Origin of the sequence: Rhodococcus pseudokoreensis (assembly GCF_017068395.1) — a bacterium.
In the GTDB taxonomy this organism is placed as follows: Bacteria; Actinomycetota; Actinomycetes; order Mycobacteriales; family Mycobacteriaceae; genus Rhodococcus_F; species Rhodococcus_F pseudokoreensis.
In genome coordinates this window covers 977068-995042 of record NZ_CP070619.1, presented here as the reverse complement: position 1 = coordinate 995042, position 17975 = coordinate 977068, and the positions used below count along the sequence as shown (strand labels likewise).

Below are 17975 nucleotides of genomic sequence, written 5' to 3'. Positions count from 1 at the left end.
CGGTCACCAGTGGGTGCCGGGCACCAGCCTTGCGACCTTCCGGGCGGCGCGGCCGAGCACCGACGACGTGTGGTGCCGGGGTTCCGGCGTGCGCCGAGGGGCCGGCGCCGCGTCGTCCGTGCTCGTTCCCTTCGCGGCCGGTGAATCGGGGAACATGCGGTACATCTGGTGCATCACACGATCCTTGACCGCCGGTGCGAAGACGTGGCCGAGTTCACCGAGCGTGCCGGTCGGGACGTCGATGCGTTTGGGGCGTTCGATCAGCGCCCGGACGACCATGGCGGCCGCCTTCTCCGGGGACGTGATCGGCCCGATGTTGTACCGGCCGGTGGGTGCGATCATCGGCGTCTCGACCAGCGGCATGTGAATGGTGGTGAACGTGATTCCGTCCGAGAGGGTTTCGGATGCCGCGACGTCGGTGAATCCGTCGAGGGCCGATTTGCTGGCGACGTACGCGGCGAACCGCGGGGTCGCGCCCTGGACCCCGGCGCTGCTGATGTTGACGATGTGGCCGAACCGCCGCTCGCGCATCTGCGGGAGGAAGGCGAGAATCAGCCGGACCGCGCCGAAGTAGTTGACGGCCATGGTCCGTTCGAAATCGTGGAACCGGTCCGTCGAGTGGTACAGGCCCCGGCGAATCGAGCGGCCCGCGTTGTTGACGAGCATGTCGACGTGATCGTGTTCGGCGAGAACGGCTTTGACGGTGTGTTCGACCGACTCGTCGTCCGTGATGTCGCAGGGGTAGCCGTACGCCTCGCCGCCCGCCGCGCGGATCTCGGCGACCACGGCATCGAGTTCCGCGGTGCGGCGGGCGAGCAGCATGACCTTCGCGCCCTTGCGGGCCGTCGCGATCGCGGAACTCCGGCCGATCCCGGACGACGCCCCGGTGATCACGACGTGTCTGCCCACGAGCGGTCCGGCGGGGTGGGGCCTGCGTGCCCGGTCGGGGTCGAGGTTCTCGCGCCAATACGACCACAGCCTGCCGGCGTACGACGCGAAGGGAGGTGCCTCGATGCCGGTGCCGCGCAGCGCCTCCCGGGTGCCGCGGTCGTCGAACACCGTGGGCAGGGTCAGGTTCTCGACGAGCACCGGCGGGATGCCGAGTGCACCGAGCACCGCCTTGCGTCCCGCGTCGAGGGCCGAGTCGGGGGTGGGGGTGAGGAACGGGCGGACGAGTTCGCCGGGCAGTCCGATCGCGGGATGCGGTGCGCCTGCCGCCTCGGCGAGCGCGGCGTAGATCTCGCGGACCGGCTGGGGGCGCGGATTGACGAGGTGGAACGTCTGGCCGTCCCGTCCGGGTGCCGTCATCAGTTCCACGACGGCCGCCGCCACGTAGTCGACGGGCACGACGTTGGTCGCGCCGATCCGCGGGACCGCCACGGGCAGGGCGGCGGGGAGTTTCGCGAGCGCCGCGATGGCGGGGAAGAGGTAGTACGGGCCGTCGATCTTGTCCATCTCGCCGGTGACCGAACTGCCGACCACCGCGGCGGGGCGGTAGATGCGTGTGCGCAGGCCCTCGGCGTCGCGGACCAGTTTCTCCGCCTCGAACTTGGTGCGGTGATACGGGGTGGGGAAGCCCTGGCCGAGATCGAAATCGGTTTCCCCGAACGGCCCCTCGTGATCTCCCGCGACGGCGATGGAGGAGACGTGGTGGAGGGTCGCATCCAGTTCCCGCGCCAGTGCGATCACCGAACGAGTGCCGTCGACGTTCGTGGCGGCCTGCTCGTCACCGGCCGTGAGGTCGTAGATCGCGCCGAGGTGCAGGACGTGGTCGGCCGCGGGCGCGGATTCGAGTCCGAGACCGGGCTCCGTCAGGTCTCCGATCAGCGGATGCACCCGTTCGCCGCCGGGCATGCCGTCGACGAGCGCCTCCAGTCGCGCGACGGACGCGCGCCGGACGAGGACGTGGATCTCGGCTGATGCATCGCGGTCGAGGAGCAGGGGCAGCACGTGCCGGCCCAGGAATCCGGTACCGCCGGTGACGAGGTAGGTGGCCATGCCCCGAACTTACTCCACAGTAAGATGATGCACTAGTGGCCCAGACCCACCTTGGCGTGCACCCTCTTCATCCAGGCCGGGGCCCACCAGTTGGCCTCGCCCATCAGCTTCACCAGGGACGGAACGAGGAGCATCCGGACCACCGTCGCGTCGACGAGCAGCGCGACGATCATGCCCACGCCGAGGAACCGCATGATCGACAGACCGGAGATGGTGAACGCCCCGGTCACCACCACGAGCAGCAGCGCGGCGGCCGTCACGATCCGGCCCGTGCGCTCGGTGCCGAAACGCACCGCCTCCTCCGTGGTCGCGCCCGCCTCGTGCGCCTCGACCATGCGCGACATCAGGAACACCTCGTAATCGGTCGAGAGGCCGAAGACCACGGCGAGAATGAGGACAACGAACGTCGCCTCGAGCGGTGCCGGACTGACGCCGAGCAGGCCCGCGCCGTGTCCCAGTTCGAAGATCCAGGTGAGCACCCCGAACGTGGCGGCGAGACTCAGCCCCGCCATCGCGACCGCCTTGATCGGCAGCACCACCGAGCCGAACGCCAGGAACAGCAGCACCAGCGTCGAACCCACCATGATCGCGATCATGACCGGCATCCAGTGCACGATCGCCGCGTTGCCGTCGTCGACGGTGGCCTGGCCGCCGCCGACGAGGAGTTCGGTTCCCTCGGGGGCGGAGATGGCGCGGAGACCGTCCACCGCCGCGCTCTGGTCGTCGGTGGTCACTCCCTCGGAGTAGACGGCCTGCACGGCCACCAGTTCGCCGCCCGCCGCGACGACGGTGGCGGCGCCGATGCCCGGAACCTGGCCTGCGGCCTGGGCCACTGCGGCTCCGTCGGCGGCGGTGGGCGCGGTGCCGTCGGTGCCCCGGAGGATGAGAGTGGCGCCGTTCCCGGTGGTGGGAAATTCGGTGGTGAGGGTGTCGGTGGCGATGCGGGCGGGATCGTTCTCGGGCAGCGCCGTGTACGTGACCTCACCGAGCGACGCGCTGAGCAGAGGCGCTGCGAGGACCATCAGCCCCGCGACGATCCCCACCGCGATGGCGACCGGCCGCCGCATCACCGCGGTGACGACGGAGCCCCAGAACTTGCGGGCGCGCACCTCACCGCGCTGCGCCGCGTCCTTGCGCCAGCTCAGCGCGTTGATGCGGTGACCGAGGATCGCGAGCAGCGCAGGTACCGCGGTGAGGGACAGCAGCGCAGCACTCGCGACGGCGGCCATCGCACCGAACCCGAGCGACTTGATCACGTCCTGCGGGAACACCAGCATTCCCGAGAACGCGCACACGAGAAGCAGTCCGGAGAACAGTACGGTGCGGCCCGCGGTCAGGACGGTGCGCCGGGTCGCCTCGGCCACGTCGGCGCCGGATTCGAGTTCCTCGCGGAAACGGCCGACGATGAACAGGCCGTAGTCGATCGCGAGCCCCAGGCCGAGCAGGGACGCCACGTTGATCGCGAACGAACTGACGTCGGTGAACAGGGTCAGCAGGCGCAGGGTCGCCAGGGCGCTGAAGATCGAGAGCAGCCCGACGAACACCGGCACGGCGGCGGCGACCAGTCCGCCGAAGATGAAGACCAGCAACACGAGTGTGATCGGCAGCGCGATCGCCTCGGCCCGCACCAGGTCCTGCTGCAGCCGGTTGTTGAACGCCACACCCACCACCGAGTTACCCGCGAACTCGGTGTCGATACCCTCTACCTCGAGCTTCGGCAGCAGGTCGTTGAACGTGGCGGCGGTGATCCCGGCATCCGGGTCGACGGTGATCGCGGCCGACGCCTTGGTGCCGTCCTCCGACACCATCAGTTGCTTCCGCGTCGCGTCCGCCGTCCAGTACGACGTCACCGAATACGTCGGCACCTCGGCGGCGAACCGGTCGAGACTCGCGGTGACCTCGGGGCCGATGTCGTCGAGGGTCTTCCCGTCGGGTGCGGTGTAGATGGCGATGATGTCCGGCGTCTGCGGACCCAGATTGGCCTCGACGATCCGTGCCACCTCGGCGGATTCGCTACCGGGGTCGATGAATCCGCCCGAGCTGAGCTTCGCGAACACACCGGTGCCCCACACGCCGCTCACCAGGACGGCGAGCACGGCGAGGGTCAGGACCCACCATTTGCGTGAAACAACGGTCGAGGCCCAACGTGTCATGCGTCAACTCCGGGTGGTCGGGGGCGGTCGGCTGCGACTGCCGACTGTAGTGCGGATCGAGGGATTGCCGGTGGGGGTGTGACGCGGGTCCCGGCAAATCGTGCATACTCGGCAGTGCACTTGCAGTCACACGCACGGGGGAAGCCGGTCCGAATCCGGCGCTGACCCGCAACGGTAGGCCACCAGAGCATTTCGGTGGCGAGCCCGATTACCCGGCGTGTGGTGTGCGACATCCTTTTCGTCGTGGTCTACGAAGCGGAGTCCCGCAGGCGCGCCTCCACGGGGGCGTCTGCCGGCTTCTCATTCGTGGCTCCGAGCCGCAATGAGGTTTACATGCCCAGTCAGTTGTTCCGAAGTTCCGCGCTGGTCACGCTTGCCGTGGCCGCGCTGGTGGTCGCCGGATGTTCGCGCGGGGAGTCCGTGGGGCAGAGCGCTTCCACCGAATCCTTCGCCGAACCGGTGTCCGTCACCAACTGCGCGCGAACGGAGACGTTCGACGCGCCGCCCCAGCGCATAGTGAGCATGAACGATCACGTCACCGAGGTGCTGATCGAGATGGGGGCGGGCGATCGCATCGTCGGCACGGGTTACGGCGACGCGACGCCGCTGCCGGAGTTCGCGGAGGCCTTTGCGAAGATCCCGAAACTCGCGAAGGAATACCCGACCCGGGAACAGATCCTGGACCTCGACCCCGACCTGGTGGTCGGCGGCATGCGCAGCGCGTTCGACGAGAAGGAGGGGCGCTCGCGCGAATCCCTCGGCGAACAGGGCATTCCGACGTTCCTGTTCTCCGAGTACTGTGGGCAGGGTTTTCCCGACATCGGGCTGCTGCGCAGCGATTACACGCAGCTCGGTGAGATCCTCGGCGTTCCGGACGAGGCGCGCGCCGTCACCGACCGGGTGACGTCCGGGCTGCAGGCCGTGCGGGACGAGATCGCAGGCACCACCCCGGTTCCGACGTTCTTCTACGATTCCGGCGAGGACGTTCCGCTGACGATCGGCGGTGTGGGTGTCGGCCAAATCATCGCGGACCACGCGGGTGCGGCCAACCTCGTCGCCGAGGGGGAGAAGCCGTATTCGAAGTCCACGTGGGAGATCATCGGTGAGCGCGCCCCGGAGGCGATCGTCGTCCTCGACTACGGCACGACGAGCGCGCGGGCGAAGATCGACTTCCTGACGTCGCACCCGATCATGTCGACGACGCCTGCCGTGAAGGCCGGCCGTTTCGTGGTGGTGCCGCTCGACGACTTCTTCGAGAGCCCGCGGCTGGTGCGGTCGGTGGAGACGATCGCGCGGGCGCTGCATCCGGACGCCGTCGGCGCGCGATGACCACGACCGCAGAACGTGAGGCGCCGCCGGTAGCGGCGCCGCACCCGGTCCGCGCCCGCCTCGGTTTCGCGGGCCTGATGATGCTGCTCGCGCTGGCGACGTTGTTCGTCCTCGGCCTCGCGGTGTCGTTCGGTTCGGTGCGCATCCCGGTCGGCGACGTCTGGGCGATCGTCGCGCACCGGGTGGCGCCCGGCGCGTTCGATTCCTGGTGGTCGCAGGCGCGGGAATCGATCGTCCTCGACTCCCGGCTGCCGCGGGCGCTGACCGCGGCGGTCGTCGGGGCGGCGCTCGCTCTGGCCGGCGCCGTCGCGCAGGCGGTGACCCGGAATCCACTGGCCGATCCGTATCTGCTCGGGGTGTCCTCGGGCGCGGGTTTCGGCGTGGTGGTGGTGACGGTGCTCGGGCTCGGGGTGGGGGCGCTCGGCGCGTTCACGATTCCCGGCGCGGCGTTCCTGGGCGCGATGGTGCCGCTGTTCCTGTCACTGGCGATCGGCGGCCGGTATCCGCAGCCGACCGCGGTCATCCTCGTGGGTGTCGCGTCGGCGCAGGTGTTCTCCGCTCTCATCACCTTCTCCATTCTGGTCGTCGCGGACGAGCACCAACTGAGTTCGGTGATGCACTGGCTGGCCGGCGGTTTCGGCGACTCACGCTGGTCGACGGTGATCTTCCCGGCCGCCGCACTCGCGACGGTGGGGGCGGCGATGATGCTGAGCGCGAGCCGTATCGACCTGCTGCAGGCGGGAGACGACGGCGCCGCCGCCCTCGGGATGAACGTGCGGCGCTTCCGCGTGGTGCAGTTGCTCGGGGTGTCGATGCTGGCCGGGGCGGCCGTGTCCGTCGCGGGCGGCATCGGCTTCATCGGGCTGCTCGTGCCGCACCTGGCCGGGTACGTCGTGGGTGCCCGCGCGGTCCGGCTGCTGCCGGTCGCCGCGTTCCTCGGCGCGATCGCGATGGTCGCGGCGGACACGGCCGCGCGGTCGGTCGCGCGGAGCATCGAGGTCCCGGTGGGCGTCGTCACTGCCCTCGTGGGAGCGCCGATCTTCGTGTGGATGCTGTACCGGCAGTACGGGAGGGCCGAGCGGTGACCGCGCTGAGTCTGCACCGGGTCCGCGCCGAACTCGGATCGCGGGAAGTGCTGCGCGGCGTCGACCTCGCCGTGCGTCCCGGTGAGGTGCTGGCGCTGGTCGGGCCCAACGGTTCCGGGAAGACCACGGCGCTGCGCTGCTGCTACCGCGCGCTCACCCCGACCGCGGGCGCCGTCGTCGTCGACGGAACGGACAGCGCCGACCTGGGCAGGCGAGAACTCGCCCGCACGATCGGCGCGAGCACCCAGGAACCGCGGGTGTCCGCGGGACTGACCGTGCGCGAATCCGTGTCGCTCGGACGCGTCCCGCACCGGGGCTGGTTCGAACGGGCGAACGGGGCCGACAGCGAGATCGTGGAGACGTGCATACGGCAGGTGGGGCTGGCCGAACTCGCCGGCCGCGACGTGCAGGCGCTGTCCGGCGGGGAACGGCAGCGGGTGTCGATCGCCCGGGCTCTCGCGCAGCAGCCGCGGGTCCTGCTGCTCGACGAACCCACCAACCACCTCGACCTGCGGCATCAGCTGACGGTGATGACCCTGCTGCGCGACCTCGCGTGCGACGGTTTCGCGATCGTCGTGACCATGCACGACCTCCGGCTGGCCGTGGAGTACTGCGACACGCTGGCCGTGCTGCACGATGGACGGGTGATCAGCACCGGTCCACCCGCCGACGTCCTGGACGACACCGTACTCGGCGGGGTATTCGGCATCCGCGCCGTCGTGCGGTCGAGTCCGCGGCTGTCGATGGAGATCCTGGGGCTGGCCGATGGATGAGCAACTGCGGCGCGTGTACGAGCTGACCGCCCGCCGCGTCCCGATGATCGCCGACCAGATCGCACACCCCGGTGCCGCCTCGTTCCCGGCCGCGCTGCTGACCGATCCCGGCTGGCTCGCGGACCGGGTCGCGGACACGGCGGCGCGGTGGGGCAGTGACGACCCCCGGGTCAACGGCACCCTGTGGTGGTACTCGGCCAGTTCGACGCTGACCGGGATCCCGATCGCGACCGCGCTCGTCACGGGTGTCGCCGCTCACCCGGGGCTCGGCGACGCCGTGGCATTCCTGCGGGACGACGGGTACCTCGGCGGCATCATCGCGTCGTCGGGGCTGCCGGTCACCGAGGGACTGTCCGAACTCGCGGCGGAAATGGCCGCGGCACTGACGCCGATCGTCGATGCGCTCGCCGCCGCGTCCGGGGTGCGGCATGCCGCGATGTGGGCGATCACGACGGATTCGATCGCCAACCGGGCCCTCGACGCGGGAACGGCGTGCGGCGACCGCGTACGCGGCAGCATCTTCGCCCGCGGTCTGGTGGACGCACTACGCCACACCGGTGTCGTGCTGCCGGACCCGCGGTTCGTCGACGTCCGGGCCGGGACGCTGTCGCGCCGGTTCACGCAACGGGCGTCGTGCTGCCTGATCTACGAGACCCCCGGCTCGGGCAAGTGCGTGAGCTGTCCGCGAAGGCCCGCCGAGGACCGTCTGAAAGGTCTGGCCGCGCTCGTGACGTGACCTGCGTTGACCGGCCCGTGAGTGGGATGGCAGACTGACGTAGTCGAACTCCAGTTCGAATGATGCGTCTTCCCCGGCGGCATCTTCCCTGTGTTCAGGCACGGCGTGTTCAGGCACGGCACGTGCACGACATGAAGAGGTGTGCCCGATGGGTTGGGGAAATGGTCCGCCGACGTGGTCCGAGATGGAACGCGTCCTGTCGGGCAGGCCGGGGCGGGTCGACCCGGAGTCGATGTATCCGGGCGACGGCGGCGACAGTCCCGCGTGGTCGCGCAAACGGGGGGAGTACCGGGCAGGTCGTCAGGAGCGTCCCGGTTCCACCGTGCCGTACGCCGAACTGCACGCGCACTCGGCGTTCAGCTTCCTCGACGGCGCCTCCCCGCCGGAAGAATTGGTGGAGGAGGCCGTCCGGCTCGGTCTGGAGGCCATCGCGCTCACCGACCACGACGGGTTCTACGGTGTGGTCCGGTTCGCGGAGGCGGCGAAGGAACTGAACATGCGCACCGTGTTCGGGTCCGAACTGACGTTGGACGACGCGCACCTGCTGGTGCTGGCGCGAGGCCGGGAGGGGTACCGGCGGCTCTCCCGGGAGATCGCGGCGGCGCATCTCGCGGGAGGGGAGAAGGGCAGACTGCGCTACGACCTCGACGGCCTCGCCGATGCGGCCGGCGGGCACTGGCAGATCCTGACCGGCTGCCGGAAGGGGCACGTGCGTCAGGCACTGGCCGGCGGCGGCCCGGACGCCGCGGCCGTCCGGCTCCGGGAGCTGATCGACCGATTCGGGGCCGACCGGGTCACGGTGGAGCTCACCCATCACGGCGTCGCGGAGGACGCCGAGCGCAACGCCTGCCTCGCCGAACTCGCACAGCGGCACGGACTTCGGGTGATCGCGTCCACGGCGGCGCACTTCGCGGGACCGCCGCGAAGGAGACTGGCCATGGCGATGGCCGCCGTCCGGGCCCGGCAGAGTCTCGACGACGCGGCCGGGCACCTGGCGCCGGCCGGGGGAGCGCACCTGCGGTCCGGCGAGGAGATGGCGCACCTGTTCGCCGCGTACCCGGACGCCGTCCGCGGCGCCGCGGAACTCGGTCTGGAGTGTGCGTTCGACCTGCGGCTCATCGCGCCGCAACTGCCCCCGTTCGACGTCCCCGACGGGCACACGGAGGCCAGCTGGCTGCGCAGTCTCACGATGGACGGGGCCCGTCGCCGCTACGGCGCGCCTGCGGACCGGCCGGAGGCCTACCGGCAGATCGAGCACGAACTGGGCATCATCACCGAACTGAACTTCCCGGGCTACTTCCTGGTGGTCCACGACATCGTGTCGTTCTGCAAGAACAACGACATCCTCTGCCAGGGAAGGGGTTCGGCGGCCAACTCCGCCGTCTGCTACGCCATCGGCATCACCAACGTGGATCCCGTCCGCAACAAGCTGCTGTTCGAACGTTTCCTCTCACCCGAACGCGACGGCCCCCCGGACATCGACGTCGACATCGAATCCGACCGCCGGGAGGAGGCCATCCAGCACGTCTACACCAAGTACGGACGCCAGTACGCGGCGCAGGTGGCGAACGTCATCACGTATCGCGGAAAGTCCTCGGTACGGGACATGGCCCGGGCGCTGGGTTTCTCGCAGGGGCAGCAGGACGCGTGGAGCAAGCAGGTCAGCCGCTGGGGTGGGATCGGGAAGGAAGCCGGCACCGACATTCCGCCCGCCGTCCTCGAACTGGCCGCTCAGATCGAGGGGTTTCCGCGGCACCTCGGCATCCACTCGGGTGGCATGGTGATCTGCGACCGGCCGATCGCCGACGTGTGCCCGGTGGAGTGGGCGCGCATGGCGAACCGCAGTGTTCTGCAGTGGGACAAGGACGATTGCGCCGCGGTGGGTCTGGTGAAATTCGACATGCTGGGCCTCGGCATGCTCTCCGCGCTGCACTACATGATCGACCTCGTGGCCGAGCACAAGGGGATCGAGGTCGATCTGGCGCAGCTGGACCTGTCCGAGGAGGCCGTCTACGAGATGTTGCAGCGGGCGGACTCGGTGGGGGTGTTCCAGGTGGAGTCGCGGGCGCAGATGGCCACCCTGCCGAGGCTGAAACCGCGGAACTTCTACGACCTGGTGGTGGAGGTGGCGCTGATCCGCCCCGGCCCGATCCAGGGCGGATCGGTGCACCCGTACATCCGCCGCCGCAACAAGCTCGAACCGGTGACCTACGACCACCCGTCCCTGGAGAAGGCGCTGAAGCGGACGCTGGGTGTGCCGCTGTTCCAGGAACAGTTGATGCAGATGGCGGTCGACGTGGCGGGTTTCAGCCCGGCCGAGGCCGACCAGCTCCGCCGGGCGATGGGGTCCAAGCGGTCGCCCGAGAAGATGGAACGGCTGAGGGGGCGGCTCTACCAGGGCATGCGGGACCTGCACGGCATCGGCGAGGACGTCGCCGACCGGATCTACGAGAAGCTGTACGCTTTCGCGAATTTCGGTTTCCCCGAAAGTCACTCGCAGAGTTTCGCGGCCCTGGTGTTCTATTCGTCGTGGTTCAAGCTGCATCACCCGGCGGCGTTCTGCGCCGGTCTGCTGCGGGCGCAGCCGATGGGGTTCTACTCGCCGCAGTCGCTGGTGGCGGACGCCCGCAGGCACGGGGTGCGGGTGCACGGCGCGGACGTCAATGCGAGCCTCGCGCACGCCACCGTCGAGGCGGGCGGGACGGAGGTGCGTCTCGGGCTCGGGGAGGTGCGGCACATCGGGACCGCGTTGGCCGAGCGGATCGTCGAATCCCGCGGCGACGGCGGGCCGTACACGTCGTTCCTCGACCTCACCGGACGGGTGGAACTGAGCACGGCGCAGGCCGAATCGCTGGCCACCGCAGGCGCTCTCGACAGTTTCGGGTTGTCCCGGCGGGAGGCGCTGTGGGCGGCAGGCGCCGCGGCGGGGGAGCGCCGCGACCGGCTGCCGGGGATCGGGGCGTCCACCCGCGCACCGACCCTGCCGGGGATGAGCGATCTCGAACTGGCCGCGGCGGACGTGTGGGCCACCGGGGTGTCACCGGACACGTATCCCACCGAGTTCCTGCGCCCGCAACTCGATGCGCTCGGAGTGATCCCGGCGGCGCACCTGCTCGACGTTCCCGACGGCGACCGGGTTCTGGTGGGTGGGGCGGTGACGCACCGGCAGCGCCCGGCGACGGCGGCGGGGGTCACGTTCATCAACCTCGAGGACGAGACCGGGATGGTCAACGTCGTCTGTTCGGTGGGGTTGTGGGCGAAGTACCGCAAACTCGCCAACACGGCACCCGCACTGCTGGTCCGCGGCAAGGTGCAGAACGCGGAGGGCGCGGTGACGGTGGTGGCGGATCGGCTGCAGCTGATGGATTTGCGGGTGTCCGCCAAATCCAGGGACTTCCGATGAGCGCGCGCACCGCTAGCATCTGGTCATGAGGAGATACGTCTTGTCGGCGATCGTCGTGGTTACGCTGGCGCTCGCGGGGTGCGGGGGTTCGGACAGCGACTCCTCCCAGTCTTCGCCCACTCCCTCGCCGGGGGACTCGAGCCGGATGGAAATCGGTGGCGCGGTGCAGCAACCCGCGAAAGACCAGGCGCCCACCGAGCGTCAGGAGATCATCACCGGGCAGGTCGCGCTCACCGCGGGCGACCCGGTGGCCGTCGGCAGGCAGATCGTGGACAAGGTCGACGATCTGGGCGGACGCATCGACCAGCTCACCGAACAGCCGGGCTCCGACGACCAGGACGCGAGCAGTTCCCTGACCGTCCGGGTGCCCGCCGACTCGCTCACCCGGACGCTGGACGATCTGCGCGAGTTGGGCAAGGTCACCAGCGTCAGCATCACGAAGAGCGACGTGACGATGCAGTCGCAGGATCTCGACGCCCGCATCGGTGCCCTGACGGCGTCCGTCACCCGCCTGCAGGGACTCATCACGTCGGCCGCGAACACCGCGGACCTGATCGAGGCCGAGAAGGCGTTGTCGGAGCGGCAGGGCGAACTCGACAGCCTCACCGCCCAGAAGCGGTCGCTGAGCGACCAGGTGGCACTGGCCACGATCATGATCGACGTCACCACCACGGACGCCGAACGTCCGAGCACCGGCCCGGACAACTTCTGGGAAGGCGTCGTCGCGGGCTGGAACGCCCTGCTGTCGGCGATCGCAGGCGGCGCCGTGGTCGTGGGGGCGCTGATTCCCTGGTTCGGTTTCGTGGCCGTCATCGCGCTGGTCGTGTACGGCGCGTACCGTCTGCGCCGGACGTACAACAGGCCGCCCAGCCCCCCGTCGGGCCCGGCGCCGGAACGAGAAGAGGCGAAGACCCCATGATCGAAGTCGACCTGAATGCCCTGGACGGCGCATTGGCGTCGGGCGCCCCCGTCATCGACGTGCGCGAGGCCGACGAGTACGCCCAGGCCCGGGTTCCCGGGGTGACGCTGATTCCGCTCAGCGAGTTCGTCGCGCGCGTCGACGAGATCCCGGAAGCCGACGTCGTCTACGTGATCTGCGCGGTCGGCGGCCGGAGCCTGCAGGCGGCCGAGTACCTGAATGCGCGGGGGATCAACGCCGTGTCGGTGGCGGGCGGGACGTCCGCGTGGATGCAGTCCGGCCGCCCCATCGAGTCCGGCGCGTGACTCGTGGCTAAAGTGTCCGGCGCTTAATTCCGGTCAGCGGCTGACGCTGTAGGCGAGGACGCCGTCCCGGGTGCCGCGTTCGCCCAGTCGCCCGGCGGCGTGCCGCAGCGTGTGGACCGCGACGGTGCCCCAGATGACGACCAGCGCGCACCACAGGGTCACGCCTGCGCCGACGATCACGACGGAGTCCGTCGCCAGGCCGAGCGAGTTCGCGCCCAGCGCGCAGGTGCCGACGGGGAACGTGAAACTCCACCAGGCGGGTGTGAACGTCAATCCGCGGCGAAAGGCCCTGGCGGTCACGGTGACCACGGTCGCGAGGGCGAGGACGCCGAGCGCGCCGACGGTGGTCCCGTAGGCGACGCCCACACTGTGGAGCCAGGCGTGGCCGGACGCCGCGCCGAGCAGATTGATCGCCGCCACCGACTGCCCGATCACGCCGAGCGGAATCCAGAGCGTGGGCACGAGCGGGGTGGCGGGGAGTCCGTTGCCCAGCAGATGGCGTCCGACGACGACGGCGACGGTCAGTGCGGCGCTCAGCGCCAGCGCGAACAGCGAGTAGCAGACCACCAGCATCGCGATCTGCGGTGCGCCCTCGGGGAGGTGCCTGACCAGTGCGGCTCCGGAGGCGGCCGACACCATGGGCGGCACGACGGGCATGAGCCAGGACGGCACGGGGGTCACCTGGTGGGGCCGGGTCAGCCTGCGGGCCATGACGGCGTAGGTGACGAGCCCGATGCCGGTCCCGATCGTCCACAGGGTGGCCGAGGCGGGGACGGCGACGTCGCCGAGAAGTGCGTGACCCGCGGATCCGGTGCCGGCGCCGACGGTCAGCACCGCCATCGACACGGCGCCGTAGAACGGGAACATCGTGTGGCTGCGCGCGTCGGCGAGGGCGTCGTCGCGGCGGCGGATCCAGTGCCGAACCATGGCGGTCGTCAGCAGCACGAGCAGCGTCACGGCGATCAGCCAGAAGACCTCGGAGGCCGTCCGGGCCACCGGAACTCCGGCCGGAAATGCGGCCGCGACGACTGCGAGGATGCCGGTGCCCATCACTGCTGCGAACCAATTCGGGGTCATACCCAGAGCTTGCCGTCGCATCGTCGTGGCCGGTAGAAGGCTTGTCGTTGAATGCCCACAAATCACGTTTGTGGGACTAGCCTTGGGTTGTGCCGCTGTCTCCCCGAGTACCCGAACTCAGTGCCCTCGACGTCCTGCTGTCCGTCGAGCGGCTCGGGAGCATGGGTGCGGCGGGGCGCGAGCACGGGCTCAGCCAGCAGGCCGTCAGCGCCCGGGTGCGGTCGGCCGAGCGCCAGTTCGGCATCAAGGTGTTCAGCCGCGGCGCCAGCGGGGTGCGGCCCACGTCGGAGGGCGCGCTCATCCTCGAATGGGCGAGTCACATCCTCGCCACCGCCGAGGAGCTGGCGTCGGGAGTCGCCGCGCTGCGAGGCGAACGGCAGGCCGGCCTGACGGTCGCGGCCAGCATGACGATCGCCGAATACCTGGTTCCCGGGTGGACCGTCGCGATGCGGCGCAAGTACCCGAACGTGGTCACGAACGTGCGGCTGCTCAACTCGTCCGAGGTGACCGCCCGGGTGCTGTCGGGCGAGGCCGACCTCGGGTTCGTCGAGGGCCCGGACATTCCGGCGGGACTGCAGGTGCGGGAGATCGGTCGCGACCACCTGGTGGTCGTGGTGCCGCCGGACCACGAATGGGTGCGCCGGTCGCCGATTCCGGTGTCCGAACTCGCCGCGACCCCGATGATTCAGCGCGAATCCGGGTCCGGAACGCGTACCACCCTCGAGAACGCGGTCCCGCAGTGCGTCCCGCCGCTGCTGGAGCTGACGTCGTGCACGGCCGTGAAGGCGGCCGTCGTGGCGGGCAACGCTCCTGCGGTGCTGTCCTCGCTGGCGGTCGCCGCCGACCTGACGGACGGCAGGCTCGCCTCCGTCCAGGTGGAGGGACTGACACTGCCGCGGCGGCTGTCCGCCGTCTGGGACCCGGTACGCGGGGTGCAGGGCGCGGCCCGGGACTTCCTCGACATCGCACTCGGTGCCGGCGCGGCCGCCGGGGTCGGGGCCCTGACTGCCGGCGCTACAGCGCAGCCCCGCTGAAACCGTGCTGGCGCCACGCCTCGTACGTCACGAGGGCCGCGGCGTTGGACAGGTTCAGCGACCGCCTGCCGGGCAGCATCGGGATGCGGAGCCGCTCCGTCACGTGCGGATCGGCCAGCACCTCCGCCGACAGCCCGGTGGGTTCGGGACCGAACAGCAGGACGTCGCCGGGCCGGTAGGCGATGTCGGCGTACGACACGGTGGCGTGCGCGGTGAATGCGAACACCCGCGCCGGTTCCACCGCGGCCCAGGCGGCCTCCAGGTTTTCGTGCACGGTCACCGACGCCAGGTCGTGGTAGTCGAGCCCGGCCCGCTTCAGTTTCGGCTCGGACAGGTCGAACCCGAGCGGTCCCACGAGGTGCAGTTCGCACCCGGTGCCCGCCACCATGCGGATGGCATTGCCGGTGTTGGGTGGGATTCGGGGTTCCACAAACATCACGTTGAACACAACAGACTGTAGCATCCTGTGCATGTCAACTTCTGCGGATCCTAGCCGTGTCCTCGGTCGATTGCGGATCTCCCGTGCAACGGAAGAGTCAACTTCTATCGAGCGTCAGCGTGAGATCATCGAGCGGTGGGCAGAATCCCACGGTCATACCGTGGTCGGCTGGGCAGTGGACGAGGACGTATCCGGTTCAGTGGATGCGTTCGACACCCCGGGTGTGGGTCCGTGGCTGACGGACCCGAGCAAGATGAATGAGTGGGACATTCTCGCAGCGTGGAAGCTGGACCGGCTGGGTAGGAACGCGATCCAGCTCAACAAGCTGTTCGGGTGGTCGATGGACCACGGTAAGACTCTGGTCTCGTGTGCCGAGTCGATGGACCTGAGCACGACAACCGGTCGAATGCTGGCGACGATCATCGCCGGTATCGCTGAGGGTGAGCTAGAAGCGATCCGGGAACGGACCTTGGCATCACGGGCCAAGCTCCGTGAGGTTGCTCGGTGGCCAGGAGGTAAACCTCCGTTCGGCTACACCGCAGTGAAACGGACAGACGGCCAAGGTTGGAGCTTGGAGGTCGACCCTCTGGCGCGCTCTGTGGTCAGCCGGATCGTCGACTCCGTACTCGATGACCAGCCGTTCACGGCAACCGCCCGAAACCTGAATGAGGAGGGTGTTCTCACCCCCGGCGACTACTACCGCACCGTGAGAGCGGGGGAGCCGTCTCTCACCGGGACTGGAAGGTCCAGGTGGGCACCGACCACTATCCGGCAGCTACTCCGGTCCAAGGCTCTCCGTGGCCACGTTCACCACAACGGTGAGACGGTTCGTGGTGACGATGGTCAGCCGCTCCAGATGGCTGACCCGCTTGTCTCGCTTGATGAGTGGGAGCTGATCCAGGCGTACCTGGACCGTAGGGCAGAGTCCCGTAAGGGGATCCGCCGGTCTGAATCCAGTCCGCTCTCAGGTGTCGCGGTCTGCTTGGTGTGTGACAACCCTCTGCACCACAGTCGGCACACGACCAAAGGGCACCACTACCGGTACTACCGGTGCCCTGAGAAGCACACCACCCAGATACCAGCGGAGAAGCTGGAGTCGCTGGTAGAAGAGAGGTTCCTCGGTCGGGTCGGGGACATGGAGGTCCGAGAGCGAGTCTGGGTTCCTGGTGACTCTCGGGATGCGGACCTGAAAGACGCTCAGTCGGCTCTGGACGACTTGACGAAGGCTCTCGTGGGTATGAGGTCGGACCGGGTTGTTCAACGGATCCACGAGCAGCTCCGGGCTGTTGATGCCCGGATCATGGAACTCGAATCGACCCCAGCCCGTGAGGCCCGGTGGGAGTACCGGGCTACCGGTGGCACGTACCGTGACGCTTGGGGAGCAGCCGACACCGATGGTCGGCGCGAACTACTCCTCAGATCCGGTATCACTGTTGCGATACGCCTGGACACCGGAGGAGTCCGACGGTCGAAGTCCAACGAGGGACAGTGGTCCGCTGACATCCGTATTCCCCATGGCTTCTACGAGTCACTTGGGCTGGAGAGGCCCGAGCACTTCACCAAGATGTTCGAGACGCTGACCGAGATCGACATGGCCGGAGTCGAGATCGGGGACGGTAAGGCCGTGTTCGTGTCCAAGACAGGCGAACGGACCGAGATCCCGCATTGGCTGGATGAGATCGGCATCTCGGAGATCACGAACGATGACGACGTGCGGATCGTGTGGACCACCGACGGCAGAGGCTTCTATCACCAGCCGTCCGGGGAGTGGGTCGAGGTCCCGCTGACGTAGCAGCCTGCCTGCTTTTGGCCGGCTGCGGAGCCGGGGGTGGGGCTATTGCTCCTCCTCCACTGTCGGCACCGGAGGTTGGTAGCTGGTCATGCCGATCCTGATCCACTCGGCTACGTCGATGCCCAGCTCTTCTCTCAGCTCGTGTGACTTGTCGTGGTACCCCTCCTTGCGCTCCGGGAGGCCCAGCTCCTCCCGGACCCAGGTGTCCAGGTCGTCCATGTACGCGTTCAGGGATCCGAACACGTCCCCGGCGTCGATCACCGGGGAGTGGAACCTCTCAGGTATTCGGTTGGTCAAGCTGGTCCGCTTGGCGCTTCTACGCCTGGTCACTGGACCACCCGGAACGTCGGCGACTTCGCCGACCTACGGCGGGTCTCCGAGAGCTTCTCGGCCTTCGCCTCCAGGGCCTCGTCAGTGTCGGGCAAGCCCAGCTTCCCAAGGAGCTGGGCGAGTAGACCCCGCTGGAACCGGACCTCTGCGACCAACGGATGAATCGTCAACTGACGGGCTGATCCGAGCACGGTCAGCGGCTGGCCCTTCTGGGCCTTCTCCAGCTCCGCGATCTTGTCCGTGACCTTGCAGGCCTGCGTCAGGATCTCGATCTTGTGCGGCTCCGAGTCCATCTCGAACTCGTCCAACGTCGTACGCCACAGGCGCTGACCGGCGGTCCCAAGGCCGCGCGGCATCCTCGGTTTCGTAGTCGTTTGGGGCATCTAAACACCTCTTTCTTTCATGCGATATAGCCCCTGACCTGGGGACGTTCCTAAAAATTCAGAAATCTCATTTGCTCAGCGGATGGCGAATCCGCATTACGCCCCGGTCAAGAGGGCGTACGTGGGGGATCCCTCCCCTGGAGGGTGGGGGGGTCGACGACGCCGACAGACCCGGTGCGACCTGCGGATATGCCCGAGCGGACCCCACCCGGAGCGAGA

The 17975-nt window shown here is 68.9% G+C and carries 15 protein-coding genes and 1 riboswitch; of the genes, 9 read left to right on the top strand and 6 right to left on the bottom strand.

Going from position 1 to position 17975, the window contains the following annotated elements; all coding sequences use genetic code 11:
• Positions 1 to 3 precede the first annotated feature (3 nt).
• Together JWS13_RS10115 and JWS13_RS10110 are read right to left on the bottom strand one after the other, a co-directional pair.
• Positions 4 to 1998 carry an SDR family oxidoreductase gene (locus JWS13_RS10115; protein ID WP_206005473.1) on the bottom strand — a complete coding sequence of 665 codons (1995 nt, stop codon included), beginning with the start codon at positions 1996 to 1998 and terminating at the stop codon, positions 4 to 6.
• 32 nt (positions 1999 to 2030) lie between these two features.
• On the bottom strand, positions 2031 to 4151 hold the full coding sequence (locus JWS13_RS10110; protein WP_206005472.1) for an MMPL family transporter: 2121 nt from the start codon (positions 4149 to 4151) through the stop codon (positions 2031 to 2033).
• A 93-nt stretch (positions 4152 to 4244) separates the two neighbouring features.
• A riboswitch (cobalamin riboswitch) is annotated at positions 4245 to 4385 on the top strand.
• A gap of 99 nt (positions 4386 to 4484) precedes the next feature.
• On the opposite strand from JWS13_RS10110, the gene JWS13_RS10105 reads away from it, so the two are divergent.
• The 7 genes from JWS13_RS10105 (at position 4485) to JWS13_RS10075 (ending at position 12701) form a co-directional block, all read left to right on the top strand.
• Positions 4485 to 5480 (top strand): ABC transporter substrate-binding protein, encoded by a 996-nt coding sequence (locus JWS13_RS10105; RefSeq protein WP_206005471.1) that lies wholly within the window; start codon positions 4485 to 4487, stop codon positions 5478 to 5480.
• A complete protein-coding gene (locus JWS13_RS10100) occupies positions 5477 to 6565 on the top strand; it encodes a FecCD family ABC transporter permease (protein WP_206005470.1) in 1089 nt (362 codons plus the stop codon). The genes JWS13_RS10105 and JWS13_RS10100 overlap by 4 nt, the downstream gene beginning before the upstream one ends.
• The gene (locus JWS13_RS10095; protein ID WP_206005469.1) at positions 6562 to 7338 is read left to right on the top strand and encodes an ABC transporter ATP-binding protein; all 777 of its coding nucleotides are present in this window, start codon (positions 6562 to 6564) and stop codon (positions 7336 to 7338) included. Before JWS13_RS10100 ends, JWS13_RS10095 begins: the two co-directional genes overlap by 4 nt.
• Positions 7331 to 8074 carry a (2Fe-2S)-binding protein gene (locus JWS13_RS10090; protein WP_206005468.1) on the top strand — a complete coding sequence of 248 codons (744 nt, stop codon included), beginning with the start codon at positions 7331 to 7333 and terminating at the stop codon, positions 8072 to 8074. The genes JWS13_RS10095 and JWS13_RS10090 overlap by 8 nt, the downstream gene beginning before the upstream one ends.
• Positions 8075 to 8222: 148 nt before the next feature.
• Positions 8223 to 11477, top strand: a complete 3255-nt coding sequence (locus JWS13_RS10085; protein ID WP_206005467.1) for an error-prone DNA polymerase — start codon at positions 8223 to 8225, stop codon at positions 11475 to 11477.
• 25 nt (positions 11478 to 11502) lie between these two features.
• Positions 11503 to 12396, top strand: a complete 894-nt coding sequence (locus JWS13_RS10080) for a DUF4349 domain-containing protein (RefSeq protein WP_206005466.1) — start codon at positions 11503 to 11505, stop codon at positions 12394 to 12396.
• Positions 12393 to 12701 (top strand): rhodanese-like domain-containing protein, encoded by a 309-nt coding sequence (locus JWS13_RS10075; protein WP_124394626.1) that lies wholly within the window; start codon positions 12393 to 12395, stop codon positions 12699 to 12701. Before JWS13_RS10080 ends, JWS13_RS10075 begins: the two co-directional genes overlap by 4 nt.
• A gap of 33 nt (positions 12702 to 12734) precedes the next feature.
• Here JWS13_RS10075 and JWS13_RS10070 read toward each other — a convergent pair whose 3' ends face one another.
• Positions 12735 to 13778, bottom strand: coding sequence for a TDT family transporter (locus JWS13_RS10070; RefSeq protein WP_206005465.1), 1044 nt, complete (start codon positions 13776 to 13778; stop codon positions 12735 to 12737).
• 89 nt (positions 13779 to 13867) lie between these two features.
• Between JWS13_RS10070 and JWS13_RS10065 the strand changes: the two genes are divergently transcribed.
• Positions 13868 to 14812: a LysR family transcriptional regulator gene (locus tag JWS13_RS10065; protein ID WP_206005464.1), complete on the top strand. Its 945-nt coding sequence runs from the start codon at positions 13868 to 13870 to the stop codon at positions 14810 to 14812.
• Here the strand turns inward: JWS13_RS10065 and JWS13_RS10060 are convergent.
• Positions 14793 to 15260, bottom strand: a complete 468-nt coding sequence (locus JWS13_RS10060) for a tRNA (cytidine(34)-2'-O)-methyltransferase (protein WP_206011560.1) — start codon at positions 15258 to 15260, stop codon at positions 14793 to 14795. The genes JWS13_RS10065 and JWS13_RS10060 overlap by 20 nt on opposite strands.
• 22 nt (positions 15261 to 15282) lie before the next feature.
• Between JWS13_RS10060 and JWS13_RS10055 the strand changes: the two genes are divergently transcribed.
• Positions 15283 to 17043: a recombinase family protein gene (locus JWS13_RS10055; protein ID WP_206005463.1), complete on the top strand. Its 1761-nt coding sequence runs from the start codon at positions 15283 to 15285 to the stop codon at positions 17041 to 17043.
• Positions 17044 to 17085: 42 nt separating this feature from the next.
• On the opposite strand, the gene JWS13_RS10050 is transcribed toward JWS13_RS10055, so the two are convergent.
• Together JWS13_RS10050 and JWS13_RS10045 are read right to left on the bottom strand one after the other, a co-directional pair.
• Positions 17086 to 17304, bottom strand: a complete 219-nt coding sequence (locus tag JWS13_RS10050) for a hypothetical protein (protein ID WP_206005462.1) — start codon at positions 17302 to 17304, stop codon at positions 17086 to 17088.
• A gap of 65 nt (positions 17305 to 17369) precedes the next feature.
• Positions 17370 to 17729, bottom strand: coding sequence for a hypothetical protein (locus JWS13_RS10045; protein ID WP_206005461.1), 360 nt, complete (start codon positions 17727 to 17729; stop codon positions 17370 to 17372).
• Positions 17730 to 17975 lie beyond the last annotated feature (246 nt).

Excerpts from the sequence above, each read along its gene's own strand:
- JWS13_RS10070 (WP_206005465.1), bottom strand. The coding sequence starts at position 13,778 with ATGACCCCGAATTGGTTCGCAGCAGTGATGGGCACCGGCATCCTCGCA.
- JWS13_RS10110 (WP_206005472.1), bottom strand. The coding sequence starts at position 4,151 with ATGACACGTTGGGCCTCGACCGTTGTTTCACGCAAATGGTGGGTCCTG.
- JWS13_RS10080 (WP_206005466.1), top strand. The coding sequence starts at position 11,503 with ATGAGGAGATACGTCTTGTCGGCGATCGTCGTGGTTACGCTGGCGCTC.
- JWS13_RS10045 (WP_206005461.1), bottom strand. The coding sequence starts at position 17,729 with ATGCCGCGCGGCCTTGGGACCGCCGGTCAGCGCCTGTGGCGTACGACG.
- JWS13_RS10075 (WP_124394626.1), top strand. The coding sequence starts at position 12,393 with ATGATCGAAGTCGACCTGAATGCCCTGGACGGCGCATTGGCGTCGGGC.
- JWS13_RS10105 (WP_206005471.1), top strand. The coding sequence starts at position 4,485 with ATGCCCAGTCAGTTGTTCCGAAGTTCCGCGCTGGTCACGCTTGCCGTG.
- JWS13_RS10055 (WP_206005463.1), top strand. The coding sequence starts at position 15,283 with ATGTCAACTTCTGCGGATCCTAGCCGTGTCCTCGGTCGATTGCGGATC.
- JWS13_RS10100 (WP_206005470.1), top strand. The coding sequence starts at position 5,477 with ATGACCACGACCGCAGAACGTGAGGCGCCGCCGGTAGCGGCGCCGCAC.
- JWS13_RS10085 (WP_206005467.1), top strand. The coding sequence starts at position 8,223 with ATGGGTTGGGGAAATGGTCCGCCGACGTGGTCCGAGATGGAACGCGTC.
- JWS13_RS10115 (WP_206005473.1), bottom strand. The coding sequence starts at position 1,998 with ATGGCCACCTACCTCGTCACCGGCGGTACCGGATTCCTGGGCCGGCAC.
- JWS13_RS10090 (WP_206005468.1), top strand. The coding sequence starts at position 7,331 with ATGGATGAGCAACTGCGGCGCGTGTACGAGCTGACCGCCCGCCGCGTC.